At 71.4% G+C, this 19,887-nt stretch carries 12 protein-coding genes; 8 read left to right on the forward strand and 4 right to left on the reverse strand.

Annotated features, from left to right (window positions below):
* Positions 1-7 precede the first annotated feature (7 nt).
* From AB0O65_RS01025 to AB0O65_RS01035, 3 genes are all read right to left on the reverse strand, one after another.
* A complete protein-coding gene (locus tag AB0O65_RS01025) occupies positions 8-2,452 on the reverse strand; it encodes an ATP-binding cassette domain-containing protein (RefSeq protein ID WP_363382292.1) in 2,445 nt (814 codons plus the stop codon).
* 83 nt (positions 2,453-2,535) lie between these two features.
* Positions 2,536-3,078, reverse strand: coding sequence for an ECF transporter S component (locus AB0O65_RS01030; RefSeq protein WP_191712227.1), 543 nt, complete (start codon positions 3,076-3,078; stop codon positions 2,536-2,538).
* A 32-nt stretch (positions 3,079-3,110) separates the two neighbouring features.
* Positions 3,111-4,598, reverse strand: coding sequence for a cell wall-binding repeat-containing protein (locus AB0O65_RS01035; protein ID WP_363382296.1), 1,488 nt, complete (start codon positions 4,596-4,598; stop codon positions 3,111-3,113).
* 88 nt (positions 4,599-4,686) lie between these two features.
* Here AB0O65_RS01035 and recQ point away from each other — a divergent pair, with 88 nt between their 5' ends.
* Positions 4,687-6,690, forward strand: coding sequence for a DNA helicase RecQ (recQ, locus tag AB0O65_RS01040; RefSeq protein ID WP_363382299.1), 2,004 nt, complete (start codon positions 4,687-4,689; stop codon positions 6,688-6,690).
* Between the two features lie 194 nt (positions 6,691-6,884).
* On the opposite strand, the gene AB0O65_RS01045 is transcribed toward recQ, so the two are convergent.
* Positions 6,885-7,298, reverse strand: a complete 414-nt coding sequence (locus tag AB0O65_RS01045; protein ID WP_363382301.1) for an OsmC family protein — start codon at positions 7,296-7,298, stop codon at positions 6,885-6,887.
* A gap of 90 nt (positions 7,299-7,388) precedes the next feature.
* Here AB0O65_RS01045 and AB0O65_RS01050 point away from each other — a divergent pair, with 90 nt between their 5' ends.
* The 7 genes from AB0O65_RS01050 to AB0O65_RS01080 all read left to right on the forward strand — a co-directional run bounded on the left by AB0O65_RS01050 (position 7,389) and on the right by AB0O65_RS01080 (position 19,871).
* The gene (locus AB0O65_RS01050; RefSeq protein ID WP_363382304.1) at positions 7,389-8,189 is read left to right on the forward strand and encodes an ATP-binding cassette domain-containing protein; all 801 of its coding nucleotides are present in this window, start codon (positions 7,389-7,391) and stop codon (positions 8,187-8,189) included.
* Entirely contained in the window at positions 8,186-8,857 is a 672-nt protein-coding gene (locus tag AB0O65_RS01055) for a methionine ABC transporter permease (RefSeq protein WP_071644926.1), read from the forward strand. Before AB0O65_RS01050 ends, AB0O65_RS01055 begins: the two co-directional genes overlap by 4 nt.
* 37 nt (positions 8,858-8,894) lie before the next feature.
* The gene (locus AB0O65_RS01060; RefSeq protein ID WP_313479380.1) at positions 8,895-9,713 is read left to right on the forward strand and encodes a MetQ/NlpA family ABC transporter substrate-binding protein; all 819 of its coding nucleotides are present in this window, start codon (positions 8,895-8,897) and stop codon (positions 9,711-9,713) included.
* 151 nt (positions 9,714-9,864) lie between these two features.
* Positions 9,865-11,931 (forward strand): acyl-CoA dehydrogenase, encoded by a 2,067-nt coding sequence (locus AB0O65_RS01065; RefSeq protein WP_363382309.1) that lies wholly within the window; start codon positions 9,865-9,867, stop codon positions 11,929-11,931.
* 165 nt (positions 11,932-12,096) lie between these two features.
* The gene (locus AB0O65_RS01070; protein ID WP_363382312.1) at positions 12,097-12,669 is read left to right on the forward strand and encodes a DNA-3-methyladenine glycosylase I; all 573 of its coding nucleotides are present in this window, start codon (positions 12,097-12,099) and stop codon (positions 12,667-12,669) included.
* A gap of 153 nt (positions 12,670-12,822) precedes the next feature.
* Positions 12,823-13,950, forward strand: a complete 1,128-nt coding sequence (locus AB0O65_RS01075) for a serine/threonine-protein kinase (RefSeq protein WP_363382315.1) — start codon at positions 12,823-12,825, stop codon at positions 13,948-13,950.
* Positions 13,950-19,871, forward strand: a complete 5,922-nt coding sequence (locus AB0O65_RS01080) for an Ig-like domain-containing protein (protein WP_363382318.1) — start codon at positions 13,950-13,952, stop codon at positions 19,869-19,871. The genes AB0O65_RS01075 and AB0O65_RS01080 overlap by 1 nt, the downstream gene beginning before the upstream one ends.
* Positions 19,872-19,887: the final 16 nt, after the last annotated feature.

Here is a 19,887-nt window from a genome sequence, read left to right on the forward strand (position 1 = left end):
CCGGCGGTCAGCTCGGCTGCCAGGGGAAGGTCAGAGCCAGCACCGCGGCGGATGCCAGCAGCACCGTCGCTGTGAAGATCGTGTCGCGCGTGCGCCACAGCACGACGTGCCGCTCGGTGCGGGTGGGATAGGCGCCGAAGGCGCGGGCATCCATCGACAGGGCCACCCGCTCGGCATGCCGGATGCCCGATGCCAGCAGCGGCACGATGTATCCCCAGCCCCGCGCGAGCCGGGCGAGCGGACCGCGACCGCCGCCCTGGCCTCGCACGCGATGCGCGGCGCGGATGATCGACAGCTCGTATCCGAACCGCGGCACGAAGCGGTAGGCGGCGAGGGCCGTGTAGCCGATCCGGTACGGCACGCGCAGCTGCTGCACGGCGGCGCGCACGAGGTCGGGTCCGTGCGTGGTCAGGCCGCCGATGAGCGCGAGCGCGAGGATCGCGGCCAGGCGCAGCGCGGTGGCGAGTCCGCTGATCAGGGCGCCGGAGTGCAGCGTCCAGTCGCCGATCCGCACGAGTGCCGTCGTGTCGGCGACCTGCGCCGCGTCGACCCAGACGCCGAAGCCGACGCTGAGCACGACGACCGCCAGCGGCACGCCGAGCAGCAGCACCGCCGCCGCGCGGCGGGTGAGCCGTGCGCCGGTCAGCATGACGGCGTAGGCCAGCGCGAGGAAGATCGTCGGGCTGAGCAGATCCCGGGTGAAGGCGAGCAGGGCCATCGCCGGGACGACGGCGCCGAACTTGGCGAGCGGGTTGAGGCCGTGCAGCCAGAAGCGCGCCGGCACCGGCGCATCGGCGTACGGGTCGACGGGGGTGGGCTCGGTCACCGGGACGATCGGGTCGCCCGCGGAGGCGGATGCCACGGCATCCGGATCGGTCTGCGCGAGAAGCTCGGCCGCGGGACCGGCGGCGATCACCTCGCCGTCGCCGACGAGCACCGCGTGGGTCGCGTACTCGGCGATCAGTCGTCGGTCGTGCGAGACGATGACCACGGTCGTGCCCGCATGCTGCAGCTCCTGCAGCATGCCGAGCAGCTCCGCCGCCCGCGCTCTGTCCTGACCGAAGGTCGGCTCGTCGAGCGCGATCACCGCGGGGCGGGCGATCAGCGCGGTGCCCACCGACAGTCGCCGCTTCTCGCCGCCGGAGAGCAGGAAAGGATGCACGTCGGCCTTGGCCGTCAGGCCGAAGCGGGCCAGCATCTCGGCGACGCGCTCGTCGATCTCCGCGTCCTCGATCCGCTGCAGCCGCAGACCGTGCGCCAGCTCGTCGCGCACGGTGCCGGCGACGAACTGGTGCTCGGGATTCTGGAAGACGAACCCGGCGTGCGCGGCGAGCACGCGCGGCGAAGCCCGCCCCACATCGATCCCGTCGACGAGCACCGTACCGCGCGTCGGCGGCACCACGCCGCCGAGCGCCTGCAGCAGAGAGGTCTTCCCGGCGCCGTTCGCCCCCATGATGACCGTGAACGAGCCCCGCGCGATGTCGAGGTGCGGCGCGTCGAGTACCCGTGCGCCGCGCTTCTCGACGACGACGTCACGCGCGGTGATCGCCGGAGCGGGGTCGTGAGCGGCGGCTGCGGGCGTCGGGGCGTCGTGTCGCGCGGTGCCTCCGCTGACGGGCGTCGGGATGGCGGGCGTCGCGATGACGGGCGTCGGGATGGCGGGCGTCGGGATGACGGGCGTTCGGGTGGCGGGCGTCAGCACGCCCAGTTCCCGCAGGGTCTCGGCGTGCTGCTGCAGGGTCTCCCGGACCGGGCCGTCGAGCAGCAGGCGCCCGTCGTGGTCGAGCACGATCACGCGGGTGGCGAGGTCGACGGCCGCGTCGACGTCGTGCTCGACGAGCACGATCGCGCGCTGCTCGGCATCCCGGATCAGCTCGCCCAGGGCGGAGTAGACGTCGCGCACACCCTGCGGGTCGAGGTTGGCGGTCGGCTCGTCGAGCACGATGACGCGCGAGCGGAGGGCGAGCGCGCAGGCGATCGCGAGACGCTGGCGTCCTCCGCCGGAGAGCAGGTCGGGATTCCAGCGGCGTCGGCTCCAGAGACCGGCGCGGCGCAGCGCCTGCTCGGCGCGGGCGAGCACGTCGGATGCCGGCAGCCGCAGGTTCTCGAGCGCGAAGGCGACCTCGTCGAGCACCGTCCCGGTCACGAGCTGCGAGTCGGGGTCCTGGAAGACCATCGAGATCTCGGTGCTGAGCTGAGCCACCGGAGTCGTGCGGGTGTCGCGGCCGGCCACCTGCACCGACCCTGTCATGGTCGCGTTCTCGACCGACTGCGGGATCAGACCGTTCAGAGCGAGGGTGAGAGTCGACTTGCCGGATCCGCTCGGACCGAGCAGCAGCACCACTTCGCCCGGGTGCACGTCGAACGAGACGTCCCGCAGGGCGGGGTGCGCGGCGCCCTCGTGCGTGACGCTCAGGTCGCGCACGCGGAGCAGGGGCGCGGAAGGGCGCACGGGCGGGTCCTCTGTGAGCGGGCGGTTCCCTCTTAACTTAGTCTGACCTAACCCCGATGACGCTGCGAGAGTCGTCGCATCCCTCAGCGCGGAGCGATGCCGGCCCGGCGCAGCGCATTGCCGATCGCGATCCCGATCGCCGTCCACGCCACCGGCCCGAGCACCGAGACGATCAGGTAGCTCAGCTGCACCCAGGGGGCGAACTGCCTCAGGTCGACGATCAGGCCGACGACGATGGCCACGAGCACGCCGATGAGTGCGGCTGACACGAAGAAGCGCCACCGACCCCAGGCGCGGTACCGGGTGAGGGCGGCCACCCCCTCCTGGATCGCCCCGAAGAGCAGTGCGGTGCCGATGTACCGCATCGCCCACATCGGGGTGAACGCGCTCGAGATCAGCGCTGCGATGACGTGCGTGATCAGCGCCACCATCGGCTTGCGCAGCACCTCCTGCGCGATGATGCCGGGCAGAACGTGCACCCCGAGCACGAGTCCGTACACGTAGGGCGCGAGAGCGATGACGCCGACGGTGACGAGTCCGGCCACGCCGCCGAGGATGCCCGTGGCGACACCGATGGCAGCGCAGACGAGGAGGGTGCGCGTGTTCAACGCCTGACGGAGTGCCACCCCTCCAGGGTATCGGCCATGGCCGACCCCGGTCAGGGGCCGAGAGGCAGAAGCTGGGCGATCGCGGTGTCGCTGATCACCGCGGGACCACCGAGCAGGATCACCCGCTGCGGCTTCAGACGCCGGATCTCGTCGAGGACTGCTGTCGGCAGAGCGCTCTGACCGGTGAGGAGCACCGGGCCGCCACGATGCCCGGCGGCTGCGGCCCCTGCCAGAGCGTCGGGGAACGACAGGCCGCTGGCGATGTAGACGGCCGGAACCCCGGCGGTGGGGAAGGTGGCTTTCGACACGGCGATCGCGGTCATGTACCGGTTGATGCCGCCCAGGCGCTGCGTGGCGGTGCTGACCCCCGTCGCCGCGACGGCGGATTCGACGACCGCATCGCTGATCACACCCGTGCCGCCGAGCACGACGATCTTCGCCGGGCGCAGCCGCGCGAGGGCGCTCGCCGTCTCGTCGGGGAGGGAATCGCCACGTGTGAGCAGCACGGGGGAGTCCTTCGACCCGGCGGCGGCGGCTCCGGCGAGGGCGTCGGGGAAGTCGAGTCCGCTCGCGAGGTACACAGTCGCCGCGGAACCCCACAGTGTCGACACCGCGGCCGCGGTCGCATAACGATCGGGCCCTGCGAGACGGATGACACCGCCGGTCGTGATCTCGGCGATACGGCGCTGCACATCGCCGTTCACCGCCCCCTCTCCACCGGCGATGAAGGGTCGGTCCGCGCCCAGGCGCGTCAGCTCCTGACGGGTGGGCTCGCGCAGCGACGTCGGTCGGGTGAGCAGCACCGGCGCCCCCGCGCGACCGGCAGCCGCTGCAGCGGAGAGGGCGTCGGGGAAGGTGGTGCCGTCGGTGATGAAGGCCGAAGCGGCACCCTGCGCCTGATAGGCGCGCGATGAGACGCGAGCGGCTGTCGCGAAACGATCCAGGCCGAACTGCCGTTCGACGAAGTCGAACGGGGTCGTGAAACGCACCGGTGCGGAGTACGCGCCTGTTCCCGACGAGTTCACGGCGGCGACGCTGAAGTCGTAGGTCGTCTCGGGAGTCAGCCCGTCGATGAACACGTTGGTCGCCGACCAGTCCTGCACACGCAGCACCTGACCGCCCGACGTGAGGCGGATGCGGTAGCCCGTTGCCCCGGCGATCGCCGGCCAGGCGAACTGCACCTCGGTGTCGCCGAGAGCGATACGTCGAGGTGGCGCAGGGCGGTCGGGTACGGCGGTCGGCGTTCGGATGCCCGTGACCGGGGTTTCAGCGGCCGCCGGCGCCGCTCCGGGAGCGGCAGGGTCGCGAGCAGCGCAGCGAGGATCACGATGCCGGCGCCGGTGCGGACGCGACCGGAGGTCTTCACGGGCATCGGTTCTCCTTCGTCGCCCCAGATCTCGTTCGTGCGCCCCGCCCTCAGAGTACGCGGTGGGTTGCGTATCGGTGTGCGGGCCAGGGCCCGGGCCGGGCACCGGGGGCGCACAGACCGGGGGCCGACACTCCAGATGTCGGACGCTCCCCGCGAGTACGTCCGACATCTGGCGTGTCGGCCCCCGAGGTGTCGCGGTCCGCGCGCGGCTGTGGACGCCCGGCCACGGTGTCGGCGCCGGTGGCTACGCTGGAGGGATGCCGCCGTCTTCCCCTGACCCGTACGAGGACGTGCCGTACCCCGACGAACCGTACGACGACCTGCCGCCCGACGAGCTCGACTGGGTCCCACCTGCCGACGGCTGGGAGCCTCCGCTCGACTGGGGTCAGGGACCGATGACGCCGGCTGCGACAGCCGGACGAATCCAGGCATCCGGAGCGGCGCCGTCGAAGTACCCCACGGCGATCGAGGCACTGCGCACCGTCTTCGGGTACGACGCGTTCCGGGGCGATCAGGCTGCGATCGTCGAGCACGTCGTCGGCGGAGGCGATGCCGTCGTGCTCATGCCCACCGGCGGCGGGAAGTCGATCACCTACCAGGTGCCGGCGCTCGTGCGCGAGGGCACGGGGCTGGTGATCAGCCCGCTCATCGCGCTGATGCACGACCAGGTCGACGCGCTCCGCGCGAACGGCGTACGTGCGGCGTACCTCAACTCGACCCAGGCGCCCGACGAGCGCCGTGAGGTGGAGCGCGCGTACATCGCCGGCGAGCTCGACCTGATCTACGTCGCCCCCGAGCGGCTGTCATCGGCGCAGACCACGCAGCTGCTGCAGCGCGGGACGCTCAGCGTGATCGCCATCGACGAGGCGCACTGCGTGTCGCAGTGGGGTCATGACTTCCGGCCCGACTACCTCGCGCTCGGCGACCTCGCCGAGCGGTTCCCCGGAGTGCCGCGCATGGCTCTCACCGCCACGGCGACCCGCGCGACGCATCAGGAGCTCACCGAGCGCCTCGGGCTGGGGCGCGCCGAGCACTTCGTCGCGAGCTTCGATCGCCCGAACATCCAGTACCGCATCGTGCCGAAGGTCGAGGTGCGGCGGCAGCTCGTCGAGTTCATCCGGTCTCAGCCCGAGGGCGCCGCGGGCATCGTCTACGCCCTCAGCCGCAAGTCGGTCGAGCAGACGGCCGAGCATCTGGCATCCAAGGGATTCGACGCGCTGCCGTACCACGCCGGCCTTCCCGCCGAGGTGCGCGCGGCGAACCAGGCCCGGTTCCTGCGGGAAGACGGTGTGGTCATGGTCGCCACGATCGCCTTCGGCATGGGGATCGACAAGCCCGACGTGCGCTTCGTCGCGCACATCGACCTGCCGAAGTCCGTCGAGGGGTACTACCAGGAGACCGGCCGAGCCGGACGCGATGGCGAGCCGTCGGTCGCATGGATGGCGTACGGGCTGGGTGACGTCGTGCAGCAGCGCCGGCTCATCGACCAGAGTCCCGGCGATCGCACGTTCAAGATGCGGATGGGGCAGCACCTCGACGCCATGCTCGCGCTGTGCGAGACGGTCGCGTGCCGACGGCAGAACCTGCTGCGGTACTTCGGTCAGGACAGCGAGGCATGCGGCAACTGCGACACCTGCCTCGAGACGCCCGACACCTTCGACGGGCTCGTTCCCGCGCAGAAGCTGCTGTCGACGATCGTGCGCCTGAAGCGCGAGCGCAACCAGGCGTTCGGCGCCGGGCATCTGATCGACATCCTGCGGGGCGCGTCGAACGACCGCATCCGCAAGATGCGCCACGAGCAGATGGCGACGTACGGGATCGGAGCCGACCTGACCGACCAGGACTGGCGCAGCGTCGTGCGGCAGCTGCTGGCGAGGGGCATCCTCGTCGCGCAGGGCGAGTACGGCACGCTCGCGCCGGGGGATGCCGCGGCCGGTGTGCTGCGCGGCGAGACCCCCGTGCCGCTGCGCAAGGACACCATCGGACGTGTCGGCGGTTCTGCCCGTGCGCGCAAGGCCCCGGCATCCGCCTCGCTGGATGCCGGCGACCGCGACCTCTTCGAGGCGCTGCGCGCCTGGCGGGCGGCGACCGCTCGCGAGCAGGGCGTGCCCGCGTACATCGTGTTCGGCGATGCGACGCTGCGGGCGCTGGCCGAGCAGCGCCCGACGACCGTGACCGGCCTCGGCGGCATCAGCGGGATCGGGGAGAAGAAGCGGGATGCGTACGGCGCCGCCGTGCTCGAGGTGATCGCGGCGCACTGAGTCCGCCACCCCGGCGCTTCGCACCCGCACTCACTTGGCCGCGTGAACCCGCGCGGACGCCGCGCTCCTCCTGGCCGACGCAACGCGCCGGTGCACCCGCCTCGCGCATCCCCGGACGCCTCACGCGCCTCGCAACTCGACCTGCCAACCGAACCGGGGCACACCGGGGCGCACCCGATCCGGCCCGCCGATCCTCAGCCGGCGAACTGCTCCGCGTGCACCTGCACCGTCGTCGCACCCCGCAGCAGCTTCGACACCGGACAGCGCGCGTGCGCACGAGCCAGCAGATCCGCCGTCTCGTCCAGGGTCAGCCCCTCCGCCGACAGATACGTGTCGACGTGGAACTCATACCCGGGGCCATCGGAGGCGTCGTGCAGCTCGACCTCGATCCGCACCGCCGTGCGGCGCTCGCGCTTCACCAACGCCTGCGCCGTCGCGTTCAGGCACGTCGACCACGCCAGCGCCAGCAGCTGCTCCGGGTTCGAAGCATCCGGATCGGGATCCGAAGTCAGCGGCGACGCCACCGGCACCTCCATGCCGCCTGTCACGCGAGCCGTGCCCGTCCCGCCGTCGCCGTTGATCGCTTCCGTCCGGTACCTGAGGATCATAGGGCAACTATAATTTGGATCACGTACAGAAAAGGCCGCTCGGCCTGCTCGGGCCCGACAGCCGGCCCGCCACCCCACTCGAAAGACGCGATGGCCACCGACCTGCCTGCGATCGTGGAGTTCCGCCACGTCAGCAAACGCTTCCGACCCGACGCCGATGAACGTCCGGCGCTCGACGACGTGACGCTCAGCATCCGGACGGGCGAGATCTTCGGCGTGATCGGCGAGAGCGGCGCCGGCAAGTCGACCCTGCTCGAGCTGATCAACGGCCTCACCGGCCCGACCGAAGGCGACGTGCTCGTCCACGGCGCCCGGGTCTCCCGCCTCGACCGAGCCGCCCTGCGCGCCCTGCGCCGCGACATCGGCGTCGTCTTCCAGGGAGTCCACCTGCTCAGCAACAGCACCGTGCGCGACAACGTGCGCCTGCCGCTGCGTCTGGCGCAGCGCAACGGCACGCGCAGCGGCACGCGCGGCGAGAAGAGCATGACGGCGGCGCAGCAGCGGGATGCCGTCGACGAGATCCTCTCGTTCGTCGGCCTGTCGCACCGCGCCGACCACTTCCCGGCCCAGCTCTCCGGCGGCGAGCGGCAGCGGGTGGGCCTCGCCCGCGCCCTCGTCTCGAAGCCGCCGCTGCTGCTGTGCGACGAGCCCACCTCCTCGCTCGACGCCTCGACCACCGCCGACGTGCTGCGGGTGCTCGCCGACGCCCGCGACCAGCTCGGCGCCACCATCGTGGTCATCACGCACGACCTCGACGTCGTCAAGGCGATCTGCGACCGCGCGGCGCTGCTCGAGAAGGGCCGCCTGCGCGAGCTCTTCGGGATCGACGCCGCAGGCCCCCGATCGCTGCCGAGCTACTACGAACAGGTCAAGCGGGAGCTGACGGCATGACGTGGCTCACCGACCTGCTCGCCGAATACGGCGCCGACATCGCCGAGTCGATGGCCGAGACCGGATACATGGTGCTCGTCTCACTGCTCGCCGCCGTGCTCGTCGGCCTGCCGCTGGGCACCGTGGTGTACCTCACCGAACGCGGCGGCATCGCCGAGAATCGCGCCGTCAACACCATCGCCAACCTGTACATCAACATCGTCCGCTCGTTCCCGTTCCTGCTGCTCGTGGTGTTCCTCATCCCGTTCACCAGAGCCGTCATCGGCACGAGCTTCGGCACCCAGGCGGCGACCCTCCCGCTCTGCTTCGTCGCCGTCGCGATCTACGCCCGCCTCACCGAGCAGATCCTCCGTGAGATCCCCGCCGGCATCTCGAAGGTCGCCGTCGCCTCGGGCGCGACGGTGCCGCAGGCGGTGTTCCGGATGCTGCTTCCCGAGGCGCGCTCGGGCCTCGTCTACGCCCTGACCTCGGCGGCGATCAGCCTGCTGTCGTACTCCACCGTGCTGGGCGTGGTGGGCGGCGGCGGCATCGGCGACTTCGCCATGCGCTACGGCTACCAGGTCTACAACGACAACCTCATGTACCTCACGATCGTCATCATCATCGTCTGCGTGCTCGCCATCCAGGCCATCGGTCACCGCACCTCGGTGCGGCTGGACCACCGCTGAGCCTCACACCGAACCCCCATCGAAACGGAAGACACCCATGAAGAAGTCACGCCTCGCGTTCGCCGCAGCCGGTCTCGGTCTCGCGCTCCTCGTCACCGCCTGTGCGCCTGCGGCGGACGAGAAGCCGGATGCCGGTGCCGGAGAGCCCACCGTGCTCAAGGTGGCCGCCGTGCAGGCGCCGATGACCGACGTCGTGAAGGCCGCAGGAGAGGCCATCGAGGACGGCTACGAGGTCGAGCTCGTGGAGGTCGCGGACTACATCACCGCGAACACGATCCTGAACAGCGGCGACGTGTACGCGAACTTCTCGCAGCACATCCCTTACATGCAGACGTTCAACGAGGGCAACGACGCGAGCCTGGTCGGCGTGCAGCCGGTGTACAACTTCGTCATCGCGTTCTACTCCAAGACGCTCGACGACATCGCAGACCTGCCCGAGGGCGGCACCGTCGCCATCCCCGACGACCCGTCCAACACCGGCCGAGCGCTGAAGCTGCTCGCCGCGAACGACGTCATCACCCTCGACCCGGCGGTCGACCCGTACGCGGCGACCGTGAAGGACATCACCGAGAACCCGAAGAACCTCGAGTTCGTGCAGGTGCCCATCTCGTCGCTGAACGCCGCGTACGAAGAGGCCGACCTGGTTTTCCAGTGGCCCTCGCACATCAAGGCGCTCGGCCTCAACCCCGACGACGACGGCCTGATCACCGAGCTCGACGACCGGTTCGCGCTGAACCTCGTCGTGCAGCAGAAGGACGCCGACTCCGACGCGACCAAGGCCCTCGCGAAGGCGTTCACGAGCGACGCGGTGCGCGAGGTCATCGAGGGCAACGGCACCATCACGACCGCCTGGTGATCCCCGGAGACGGTCGCCGACTGTCGCCAGGTGACAACGGGAGGCGCGGTCGGCGCCGGATGCCCTTGTGCATCCACCACAGTCGACTTCGCCTCTCGTTGTCGGACTCCTACGGTTGAAGGACACCTGCTCCTTTCTGAGAGGAACCGCCATGGTCGACGCAGCCATCCGTCCCACCCCTGCCGCTGACGCCCCCACCGCGGCGCCGGCGCCCCACACGATCGACGTCGATCGAGTGAACGAGCTTCTTCTCGGCACCTGGGCCGAGACCCGCCGCGAGGCCCGCGAGATGATCAAGGACCCGGCCTTCTGGCGCGACGACAGCCTCGCGAAAGACGCACACCGCGAGCGCGTGCTCTCGCAGCTGCACCTGCTCGTCGAGAACCGTGCCGTGCACCGCGCCTTTCCGAAGCGCTTCGGCGGCGAAGAGAACAACGGCGCCAACATCGCCGGATTCGAAGAGCTCGTCGCGGCCGACCCGAGCCTGCAGATCAAGTCGGGCGTGCAGTGGGGACTGTTCGGCTCGGCGATCCTGCAGCTCGGCACCGAGCAGCACCACGAGAAGTGGCTGCCCGGGGTGATGGACCTGTCGATCCCCGGCGCCTTCGCGATGACCGAGATCGGTCACGGCTCCGACGTCGCCGCGGTGGGCACCACCGCCACGTACGACCCCGAGACCGAGGAGTTCGTGATCAACACGCCGTTCCGTGCGGCGACCAAGGAGTACCTCGGCAACGCGGCGCTGCACGGTGTTGCGGCGACGGTGTTCGCGCAGCTGATCACGAACGGCGTGAACCACGGCGTGCACTGCTTCTACGTGCCGCTGCGCGGAGACGACGGCGTCGACCTGCCCGGCATCGGCCGGGAGGACGACGGTCTCAAGGGCGGGCTGAACGGCATCGACAACGGACGCCTCAGCTTCGACCACGTGCGCATCCCGCGCACCAACCTGCTCAACCGCTACGGCGACGTCGCCGCGGACGGCACCTACTCGAGCGAGATCAGCAGCCCAGGCCGCCGCTTCTTCACCATGCTCGGCACGCTGGTGCAGGGACGCGTCTCGCTCGACGGCGCAGCGTCGTGGGCATCCGCCCTCGGCCTGCACATCGCGATCACCTACGCGACCCAGCGCCGCCAGTTCGACGGCGCTGACGGCTCCGAGACCGTGCTGCTCGACTACGGCAAGCACCAGCGCCGGCTGCTGCCGCGCCTCGCCACCACATACGCGCAGATCTTCGCGCACGACGAGTTCCTGCAGAAGTTCGACGGCGTCTTCTCGGGCCGCACCGACACCCCCGAAGACCGCGAAGACCTCGAGACCCTGGCCGCCGCGCTCAAGCCGCTGTCGACCTGGCACGCGCTCGACTCCCTGCAGGAGGCACGCGAGGCCTGCGGCGGCGCCGGGTTCATGTTCGAGAACCGTCTGGTCGGCCTGCGCGCCGACCTCGACATCTACGTCACCTTCGAGGGCGACAACAACATCCTGCTGCAGCTGGTCGGCAAGCGTCTGCTCACCGACTTCGCGAAGCAGTTCAAGGGCGCGGATGCCAGGAAGCTCGCCCGCTACGCCGTCGGTCAGACGGCCGGCAAGGTGTTCCACGGTGCGGGGCTGCGCGCCCTCGGCCAGGCCGTCGCCGACTTCGGCCAGGTCGCCCGCTCGGTCGAGCTCGGCCTGCGCGAAGAGCAGCAGCACGAGCTGCTCACCGAGCGCGTGCAGCAGATGGTCGCCGACATCGCCGGACGCCTTCGCGCCGCGGGCAAGGACAAAGTGCTCGGCGAGAAGCTGTTCAACGAGAACCAGGCCGAGCTGATCGAGGCCGCCCGTGCCCACGGCGAGCTGCTGCAGTGGGAGGCGTTCACCGACGCCATCCGCAGGATCGACGACGCCGGCACCCGGCAGGTGCTCACCTGGCTGCGCGACCTGTTCGGCCTGTCGCTGATCGAGAAGCACCTCGCCTGGCACATGATCAACGGCCGCTTGTCGACGCAGCGCGCCGCCGCGGTGTCGAGCTACATCGACCGCCTCTGCGCGCGCCTGCGTCCGCACGCCCTCGAGCTCGTGCAGGCCTTCGGTTACGAGCCCGAGCACGTGCGCGCCCCGATCGCGAGCGGCGTCGAGCAGCAGCGCCAGGACGAGGCCCGTGCGTACTACGCCGCGCTCGAGGCGTCCGGCGAGGCGCCCGTGTCGGAGAAGGCGCTCAAGCAGCGCACACGCTGAGCGTCGGCGCCCTCCTCCGCTGTCGAGGCCCCCTCTCCGTCACGCGACGGCGACGGGGCCTCGGCGCAGCGCGGGGCCTCGCCGCAGCACGGGCGCGGGCACGCGCACGGACACCGCGCAGGGGCGCCGACACAGGGTGTCCGACCCCGCCGGTATCGTGGCGCCATGGCATCCCTGCTCACCGCGGCCGACGGCCGCGACCGCTGCGCGTGGGTCGGTGACGACGCCGAGTACCGCCGCTACCATGACGAGGAGTGGGGCCGCCCGCTGCACGGCGACCGCGCGCTGTTCGAGAAGATGGCGCTGGAGGGCTTCCAGGCGGGGCTCAGCTGGATCACGATCCTGCGCAAGCGCCCGCGCTTCCGCGAGGTGTTCGCCGGGTTCGACCCCGCGCAGGTGGCGGCGTTCGGCGCCGACGACGTCGAACGGCTGATGACGGATGCCGGGATCATCCGCAACCGGGCGAAGATCGAGGCCACGATCACGAACGCCGCCCTCGTGCGCGACATGGCCGAGGGTGAGCTGGATGCCCTGATGTGGTCGTTCGCGCCACAGGCATCCGGCCCCCGACCCCGCGACCTCGGGGAGGTGCCCGCGGTGACCGCGGAGTCGACGGCGCTCAGCACGGCGCTGCGCGCACGCGGCTTCCGCTTCGTGGGACCGACGACGATGTACGCCCTCATGCAGTCGGCGGGCATGGTCGACGATCATGTGGCGGGATGCTGGCGGGCGGCGTGATCATGGCCCGGACGCAGCCCCCGCCGTAGGCCGGGCGCGAGACGCAGCGGGGCTGCGCCCGGCCGATATACTCCTCGTCAGGGGGAACTTCCCGCGCGCGCAGACGACGCGCCCCGTGTGTTCAGTCGCCCCGGGACATCGTGAGGAGGACTCGTGGCGAAGCGCATGACGTCGCCGCCTCCCACGCTGGCCGGCTACAGCTACGTGCGACCGCTGGGTTCGGGCGGGTTCGCCGATGTCTTCCTCTACGAGCAGGACATGCCCCGTCGCGTCGCCGCGGTGAAGGTGCTGCTGGCCGACGCCGTGAACCCCGACGTGCTGCGTGCATTCAACGCCGAAGCCGACATCTCGGCGCGGCTCAGCGCGCACCCGTCGATCGTCACGATCTACCAGGCGTCGATCTCGGCCGACGGCCGGCCGTACTTCGCGATGGAGTACTGCCCCGACACGATGAGCGCCCGCTACCGGAAGGCGCCTCTGCCGCTCGCAGAGGTGCTCGACACCGGGGTGCGCATCGCGGGCGCGCTCGAGACCGTGCACCGCGCCGGACTGCTGCATCGCGACATCAAGCCGTCGAACGTGCTGATCAACTCGCTCGGCTCCCCGGTGCTGGCCGACTTCGGCATCGCGGCGGCGGTGGTGGATGCCGGTGAGAGCGACGTCTTCGCGATGTCGGTGCCGTGGAGTTCGCCCGAGGTGCTGCAGGAGCGCGTGACCGGGTCGGTGCCCAGCGAGGTGTGGAGCCTCGCAGCGACCCTGTACACCCTGCTCGCGGGGCGTAGCCCGTTCGAGCGCCCCGACCGGGACGCGAACTCCCGCGATCAGCTGCGCCAGCGCATCATCCGCGCGCGCTACACGCCGATCCCCGTCGCGGGCATGCCGCCGATCATCGATCAGCTGCTCGCGACGGCCATGCACCGCGACCCGGCGCAGCGCTTCCCGTCGATGGCGGCGTTCGCCGACCGCCTGCGCTGGGCCCAGTACGAGCTCGGCATCGCCCCGACGGCTTTCGAGGCGGCATCGGCGGAGTGGGCTGCCGCGGCCCCCGTCAGCTTCGCGGATGCCGGTCACCGCGGCCCCGTGATCACCACCGTCGCTCCGGATTCCCGTCGGGCCGCTCGCGCAGAGAAGCAGCGCACGAGCCTCCGTGACCGCGACGACCTTCCGGCACCGTCCCGTGCGCGCTCGCCGTGGGCGGCCGGGGTCATCGGCGCGCTGGTCGGCGCAGCCGCGATCACCGCGATCGGCGTCGTGGTCCTCAACCTGACCGGTGTCATCTGATGGCACTCGGCAAGGAGGGCCAGGCGCCCGCGCCCGCCCACTCCCGGAGGCGCCTCATCTCGGGCATCGCCGGTGCTGTCGCCGTTCTGGTCGTCATCGTGCTCGCCGTCACCGCGCAGGGCTACCCGGCGCAGGAGGTGCCCCGACTCGAGTCGTCGGTGTGGGTGCTGCGCGAAGCGGGCCAGTACGCGCGGGTCAACACCGAGCTCGCCGAGATCGACACCGTCCGGTCGGCGGACTCACCCGAGGCGGTGTGGCAGGACGGGCAGTCGGCCGTGCTGTTCAGCCAGGGCAGCCGGCAGCGCTGGGACATCGACCCGGCGAGTCCCACGGATCTGCTCGCGGATGCCGCAGAGGACGGCGCTCCCCCGGCATCCGTCCCCACGCCGGCCGGCACGCGTCAGATCGTGTCAGCCGGATCCTTCGTCGCCTACCGCACTGACACCGGGCAGGTGGCGGTGTCGTCCCTCGAGCCCGGAGCTGCCACGGCCCTCGTCGACCCGTTCGCGGAGGCGGAGGTCGAGGAGGGTGAGGAGCGCCCGACGTATGTCGCCGACGCGATCGGCCTCTCGCCCGCAGGGCTGCTCGCGCTGTACTCGTCCGACGAGGGCGCCGTGCGCCTCTTCGACGTGGAGGAGCACCGTTTCGTCGGCGACGGCTCGACGCTCGACGCGGCTCCGGACGGTGATGCCGACCTGGCCCTGACCGTCATCGGCGAGCGCTGGGCGCTGTTGCAGCGCGGTGAGGGCAGGCTCTGGGTCGCCGGCCGCGACGACGCCGTCGATCTCGATGTCGCCGACGACGCCGTTCTGCAGGGCGGCGCGGCCCGCGGGGACGACGTGCTGATCGCGGACTCGGACGGGCTCGTGTCGGTGGCGCTGCGCAGCGGCGAGGCCGAGCGCATCGCCGACGCCGCCGGGGTGCCCGCCGCGCCCGTCGTGGTCGGCTCGGCGCGATACGCGGGATGGGTGGACACCGGTTCGGCGACGCTGTGGTCATCCGACGGCGACGTCACCGCGCTGACCGTGCCGGACGAGGTGCTCGACTCGGTCGACATCCAGCCCGTCTTCCGCGCCAACGGCGACCGGGCGGTGCTCACCGAACTCGCGACCGGGCTCATCTGGACGGCCCCGGACGGGCGCCCGGTGCCGCTGGAGCAGTGGGATGTCGACGACGAGACGAAGGAGCAGGAAGGCCGGGTCGTCGTCGAGGACGTCGCCGAGCAGCTGCCTCCGATCGCCGTGGACGACGCCTTCGGTGTCAGGGCTGGTGAGCAGGTCGTGCTGCCCGTGCTGCTCAACGACCACGATCCGAACCGCAAGGACGTGCTCACGATCGACGCGTCGTCCGTCGAGGGCGGATTGACCGATCCCGCCTTCGGGCAGCTGTCGCTGGTGGGCAACGCGCAGTCGCTGGCTGTCGACGTGCGGGCGACGTCGGGCCAGTCCACGTTCAGCTACACGGTGACCGACGGTGCATCCGTCTCGCAGCCGGCCACCGTGACGCTCACCGTGGTCGCAGACGACGCGAATTCGGCGCCGGTCTGGTGCGGTGTCGACGCGTGCCGGCAGGACTGGCCGTCTCCCGAGCTGCTGCCCGGCGGCAGCACGATCGTGCCGGTGCTGGCCGGATGGGTCGACCCCGAGGGCGACCCCCTGGTGCTCAGCGACGCGAACGAGGTCGACAGCGCGGCGCCGGTCATGGTCGTGCCGACCGCGGATGGGCGCGTCGCGATCCGCCACACCGATCCCAACGCGGCGGATGCCGTGATCCCCGTGACGGTCATCGTGGCCGACGCCCGCGGAGCGGCCACCGAGAAGACGCTCGAGGTGCGCGTGAACGGCAGCCCGGCGATGCGGGCCGCGCCGGTGGCGATCACGGCGCGCATCGGCGAGCCGCAGAGCGTGCGCATCGGCGATCATCTCACCGGCGGATCCGGATCGTACCGACTCGTCGACGCGGTGCAGACCGCCGCGACCGCCGAGGGGATGACGGTGGTGCCGAACACGGCATCCGGCGTGGTCGAGGTGACGGTGCCGGAGGCCGGCGAGTACGTCGTCACCTACACCGCGCAGGACACGATGACCCAGGCCGAGCAGTCCGCGGTCATCCGGATCACCGCTGTCGACGGTGCCGCCCCGCTGACGATGGCGCCGTTGACCGCGTTCGTCCGCGCGGGGGAGGACACAACGGTCGATGTGCTGCGTGCCGTGCGGAACACGAGCGGACGCGTGCTGATCCTCGCCGGCGCGATGAGCTCGACCCCGCAGCTGACGGCGAACGTCGTCGGCAACGAGCGGCTCCGCGTCAGCGGCACCACCTCCGACGGAGAGCCGGGCGTCATCGGCAGGGCCACGGTGACGGTGGCCGACGGGTCGGGGGCGGCGGTCGAGGGCACGGTGACGGTGTTCCTCACCCCGCCGTCGACCGTCACACGACCGATCGTGTTCCCCGATGCGGTCACCGTGCGCGCAGGCGCCCTCACCAGGATCGACGTCACCGGCAACGACGTGGCGCCGCGCGGAGAGCCGCTGATCGTGCGCTCCGATGTGGGCGGGTCCGGCCAGGACGGCGAACTGGTCTTCGCAGACGGCGGCGCCCTGCGCTATCTCGCACCGGCCACGCCCGGCACGTACCGGCTGACCTACGCCGTGTCGCTCGAGCGCAGCCCCGAGCTGTTCGACAGCGGAGCGGTGACGGTCACCGTCGTCCCCTCCGGCACCAACCGCGCACCGAGCCCGAAGGCGCTCACCGGACGCGTGCTGAGCGGGCAGACCGTCTCGCTCACCGTGCCGACGGACGGCGTGGATCCCGACGGCGACCGCGTGACCCTCGCCGCGGTGGAGCAGCCGGATCGCGGGCGCGGGACGGCCACGATCTCCGCCGCCGGTGATGCGATCGTCTACCGCGCCCCCGCCGGCGGGGTGGAGGGCGGTCAGGTGACGTTCCGGTACTCGGTTCGCGACTCGCAGGGCGAGACGGCCTCGGCCCGGATCCGCATCGGCGTGCTCGACGCGAGGGTGAGCGACGCCGCACCCGTCGCGTACAGCGATTACGTGCGCGTCGAGACCGGCTCCGCGACGCCGGTGGTGATCCACCCGGCGGCGAACGACTCCGATCCCGCGCAGGGAGAGCTCGAGATCGTCGACCTCGTGCCCAACGCCCCTGCCGTGCCGGGCAACCCGCTGTATGCGCGGCTCGACGCGCTCGTCGACCCGGACACGTCGCTCGAGGACGGACGGATCGTGCTGCGTGCGGGCGATGTGGCGGGCACGAACTCGTACTTCTACACGGTGCGCTCGAGCCGGACGGCGAGCACCGCGCAGGGACTGATCGTCGTCTCGGTCTCCGACGGCGCGGTCGTCGACCAGCCGGTGGTGTCCGACACGGTGCTCACCGCGCGCGATCGGGCCGAGCTGGCGTCGGGCGGCATCGACGTGCTCGGCGAGCGTGTGCAGTGGGCGTCGGGCGATGTGCGATCGCTGACGCTGAGCCTGTGGGGCGACACCGGCGGATACACCGTGAAGGGCAGCCGCATCATCGGACCGGTCCCCGAAGACGGCGCTCTCGTGCCGTTCCAGGTCACCGGCACGTCCCCCGCGGGGCGTGACGTCGTCGGATACGGATTCCTGCACATCCCCGCCTTCGACGACATGCGGGTGCAGCTGAAGCAGGGTGTGAAGCCGGTGACGGTCGACGAGGATGCGTCGACGACCTTCGATGTGCGCGAGATGCTCGATCTGCCGGCATCCGACGGGGTGCAGCTCGGCGAGGGGCCGTTCCTCGCACAGCGCGGTGCCGCCACCTGCACCGCAGGCTCGGGCACCACAGCCGTGTACACGGCCGGCCGCGAGGCCCCGTGGTCGGACACCTGCCTCGTGCCCGTGCGTCTGGACGGACAGCGCACCTGGTCGTACGTCGACGTGCCGGTGGGCATCCGGCCGTCGGCGCCGCAGCTCGTGCTGTCGTCGATCGCGCACACCGTCGCCCCCGGCGCGACGACCGACATCGACCTGTACGCCGGCATGGCCTCCTGGGAGGGCGGACGCGAGGGCGACCGGTCGTCGCTGCAGTACCGCATCGCGTACTCGGGATCGTCGTTCATCGTCACCCAGAAGGGCGCGACGCTGAGCGTGGAGGCGCGGGCGGACGCCCGATCCGGCGCCGTCGAGCAGGTCGCCGTGACGGTTCCGTCCGACGGTGAGCCGACGGCCGTGCTGCGTCTCGTCGTCGGCGCCGCACCGCCGGACGCACCGCGCGGGGCGACCCTGACCCGTCAGTGCGTGGTCACGAGCGGCGGATGCTCGATCGACGTCGTCGACGTCGCCGGCGAGTACGATCCGTTCGCCGGCAAGCCCGGCGCCGGGCTGCAGCTGGTGTCGCTGGGCGCCGGGGCGCGCTGCGACGTCGCCGCTCTCGCTGCGGTGAACGAGCGAGCCATCGCCGTCAGCTGGCCGTCCGGCGGACAGGCTCCCGGCGGCCAGTGCACGGTGCCGTTCACGGTCGCGGATGCTCAGGGCCGTACCGGCGGAGGCACTCTGACGCTCGATCTGCAGGGCTTCCCCCAGCCGCCGGCCAGCCTCACGACGATCGGCTTCGGCCGATCCAGCGTCGAGCTGGAGGTCTCGCTCGGCCAGGCCGCGCGGGCGCATCCGGCACTGACCGGCGTGACGATCCTGCGCGACGGCTCACCGGCGGGTGCTGCCTGCCGGCCGGCGGGCAGCACCGTCCGCTGCACGGTGAACGGTCTGGTGAACGGTGTGCCGCACTCCTTCACCGCCGCCGCCGTGAACGCCGTGGGAACATCGGCCGCGACCTCGGCGCACACCAGCTGGGCGTACGAGGCGCCGGTGATCTCGAAGGCCACCGCGACACCCGTGTACCGGCAGGGAGGCAACGATCGGGGCAGAGGGGTGGTCTCGCTGGCCATCACCGCCGCGAGCGACGCCCGCGCGTTCCGTGTGGCGGAGACCGGTGACGTGATCCCGCGCACCGGAGCCACCACCACCGCCGAGCTCACGCTGGCTCCGGGAGCGCAGACCATCACGCTCGTGCCGGTCAGCCAGTTCCAGCCGCCGACCGGCGGCGGCAACGAGGGGGCCGCCTACCCTGTCTCCGTCACGGTCGCCGGCGCACCGTACTTCGACCCCGCTCAGACCCAGGCCACCGCCGTCTCGAACACCGCGGTGAACGTGTCGGGCATCTCGCCGCAGGGCAACGGCAGCGACGAGCCGCTCGAGGTCGTCTACCTGGCGTGGCGATCGGGCGGGGCGACGTGCAGCGCCGACGATTCCGGTGGTCTGCGGGTCTCCGGAGCGGAGGTCACCTCGTCGTCGCCCTCGCTGCAGGGGCTCGAGGCGTACCAGGCGTACAGCGTGAAGGCCTGCGTGTCGAACGGCTACGGCGTCGCGGAGTCGACCACCGCGCGCGTGTTCACCTTCACCTTCGTCGACGGCCCGGGCGGCGACACGACCTACCGGGTCGCCGAGACACCGACCCGTCAGGGTGATCGGTACTCGTACCCGCTCGCCTCGGCACCCGCGATCGACGTCGAACCGGGATTCGTCGCCCAGTATCAGATGTACGGGTCGTGGCGTGACGAGTTCACGCTGAGCCCCGACGCGTCGCCCGGCCAGGTGCGCGCCCGCGCCTGTCACGCGACCGAGACTGAACGGTGCTCCGACCCGGTGAAGGTCACCGCCACCACGGCGCCGACCATCGTCCAGGTCGACTTCGCGGCGTGCCTGTCACCCACCGACCCGTCCGACGCCGTCAGCGTCTCCGCTGCAGCGCGGGGCTCGTACCGGGTGGCGGCGGCCGAGGCGGCCGACGCGCCGGGCTCGTACGACGTCACGCTGTCGTGGAACGGCGCGTACGGGACCCTGTCTGCGATCACCCAGCGGATGACCGCATGCCCGTGACCTTCCGCGGTGCCCC

Origin of the sequence: Microbacterium sp. NPDC077391, assembly GCF_040686955.1 — a bacterium.
Lineage (GTDB): Bacteria > Actinomycetota > Actinomycetes > Actinomycetales > Microbacteriaceae > Microbacterium > Microbacterium commune.

Coding starts and splice junctions, on each gene's coding strand:
- AB0O65_RS01080 (WP_363382318.1), top strand. CDS start 13,950: ATGGCACTCGGCAAGGAGGGCCAGGCGCCCGCGCCCGCCCACTCCCGG.
- AB0O65_RS01065 (WP_363382309.1), top strand. CDS start 9,865: ATGGTCGACGCAGCCATCCGTCCCACCCCTGCCGCTGACGCCCCCACC.
- recQ (WP_363382299.1), top strand. CDS start 4,687: ATGCCGCCGTCTTCCCCTGACCCGTACGAGGACGTGCCGTACCCCGAC.
- AB0O65_RS01045 (WP_363382301.1), bottom strand. CDS start 7,298: ATGATCCTCAGGTACCGGACGGAAGCGATCAACGGCGACGGCGGGACG.
- AB0O65_RS01060 (WP_313479380.1), top strand. CDS start 8,895: ATGAAGAAGTCACGCCTCGCGTTCGCCGCAGCCGGTCTCGGTCTCGCG.
- AB0O65_RS01035 (WP_363382296.1), bottom strand. CDS start 4,598: ATGTCGGACGTACTCGCGGGGAGCGTCCGACATCTGGAGTGTCGGCCC.
- AB0O65_RS01050 (WP_363382304.1), top strand. CDS start 7,389: ATGGCCACCGACCTGCCTGCGATCGTGGAGTTCCGCCACGTCAGCAAA.
- AB0O65_RS01055 (WP_071644926.1), top strand. CDS start 8,186: ATGACGTGGCTCACCGACCTGCTCGCCGAATACGGCGCCGACATCGCC.
- AB0O65_RS01070 (WP_363382312.1), top strand. CDS start 12,097: ATGGCATCCCTGCTCACCGCGGCCGACGGCCGCGACCGCTGCGCGTGG.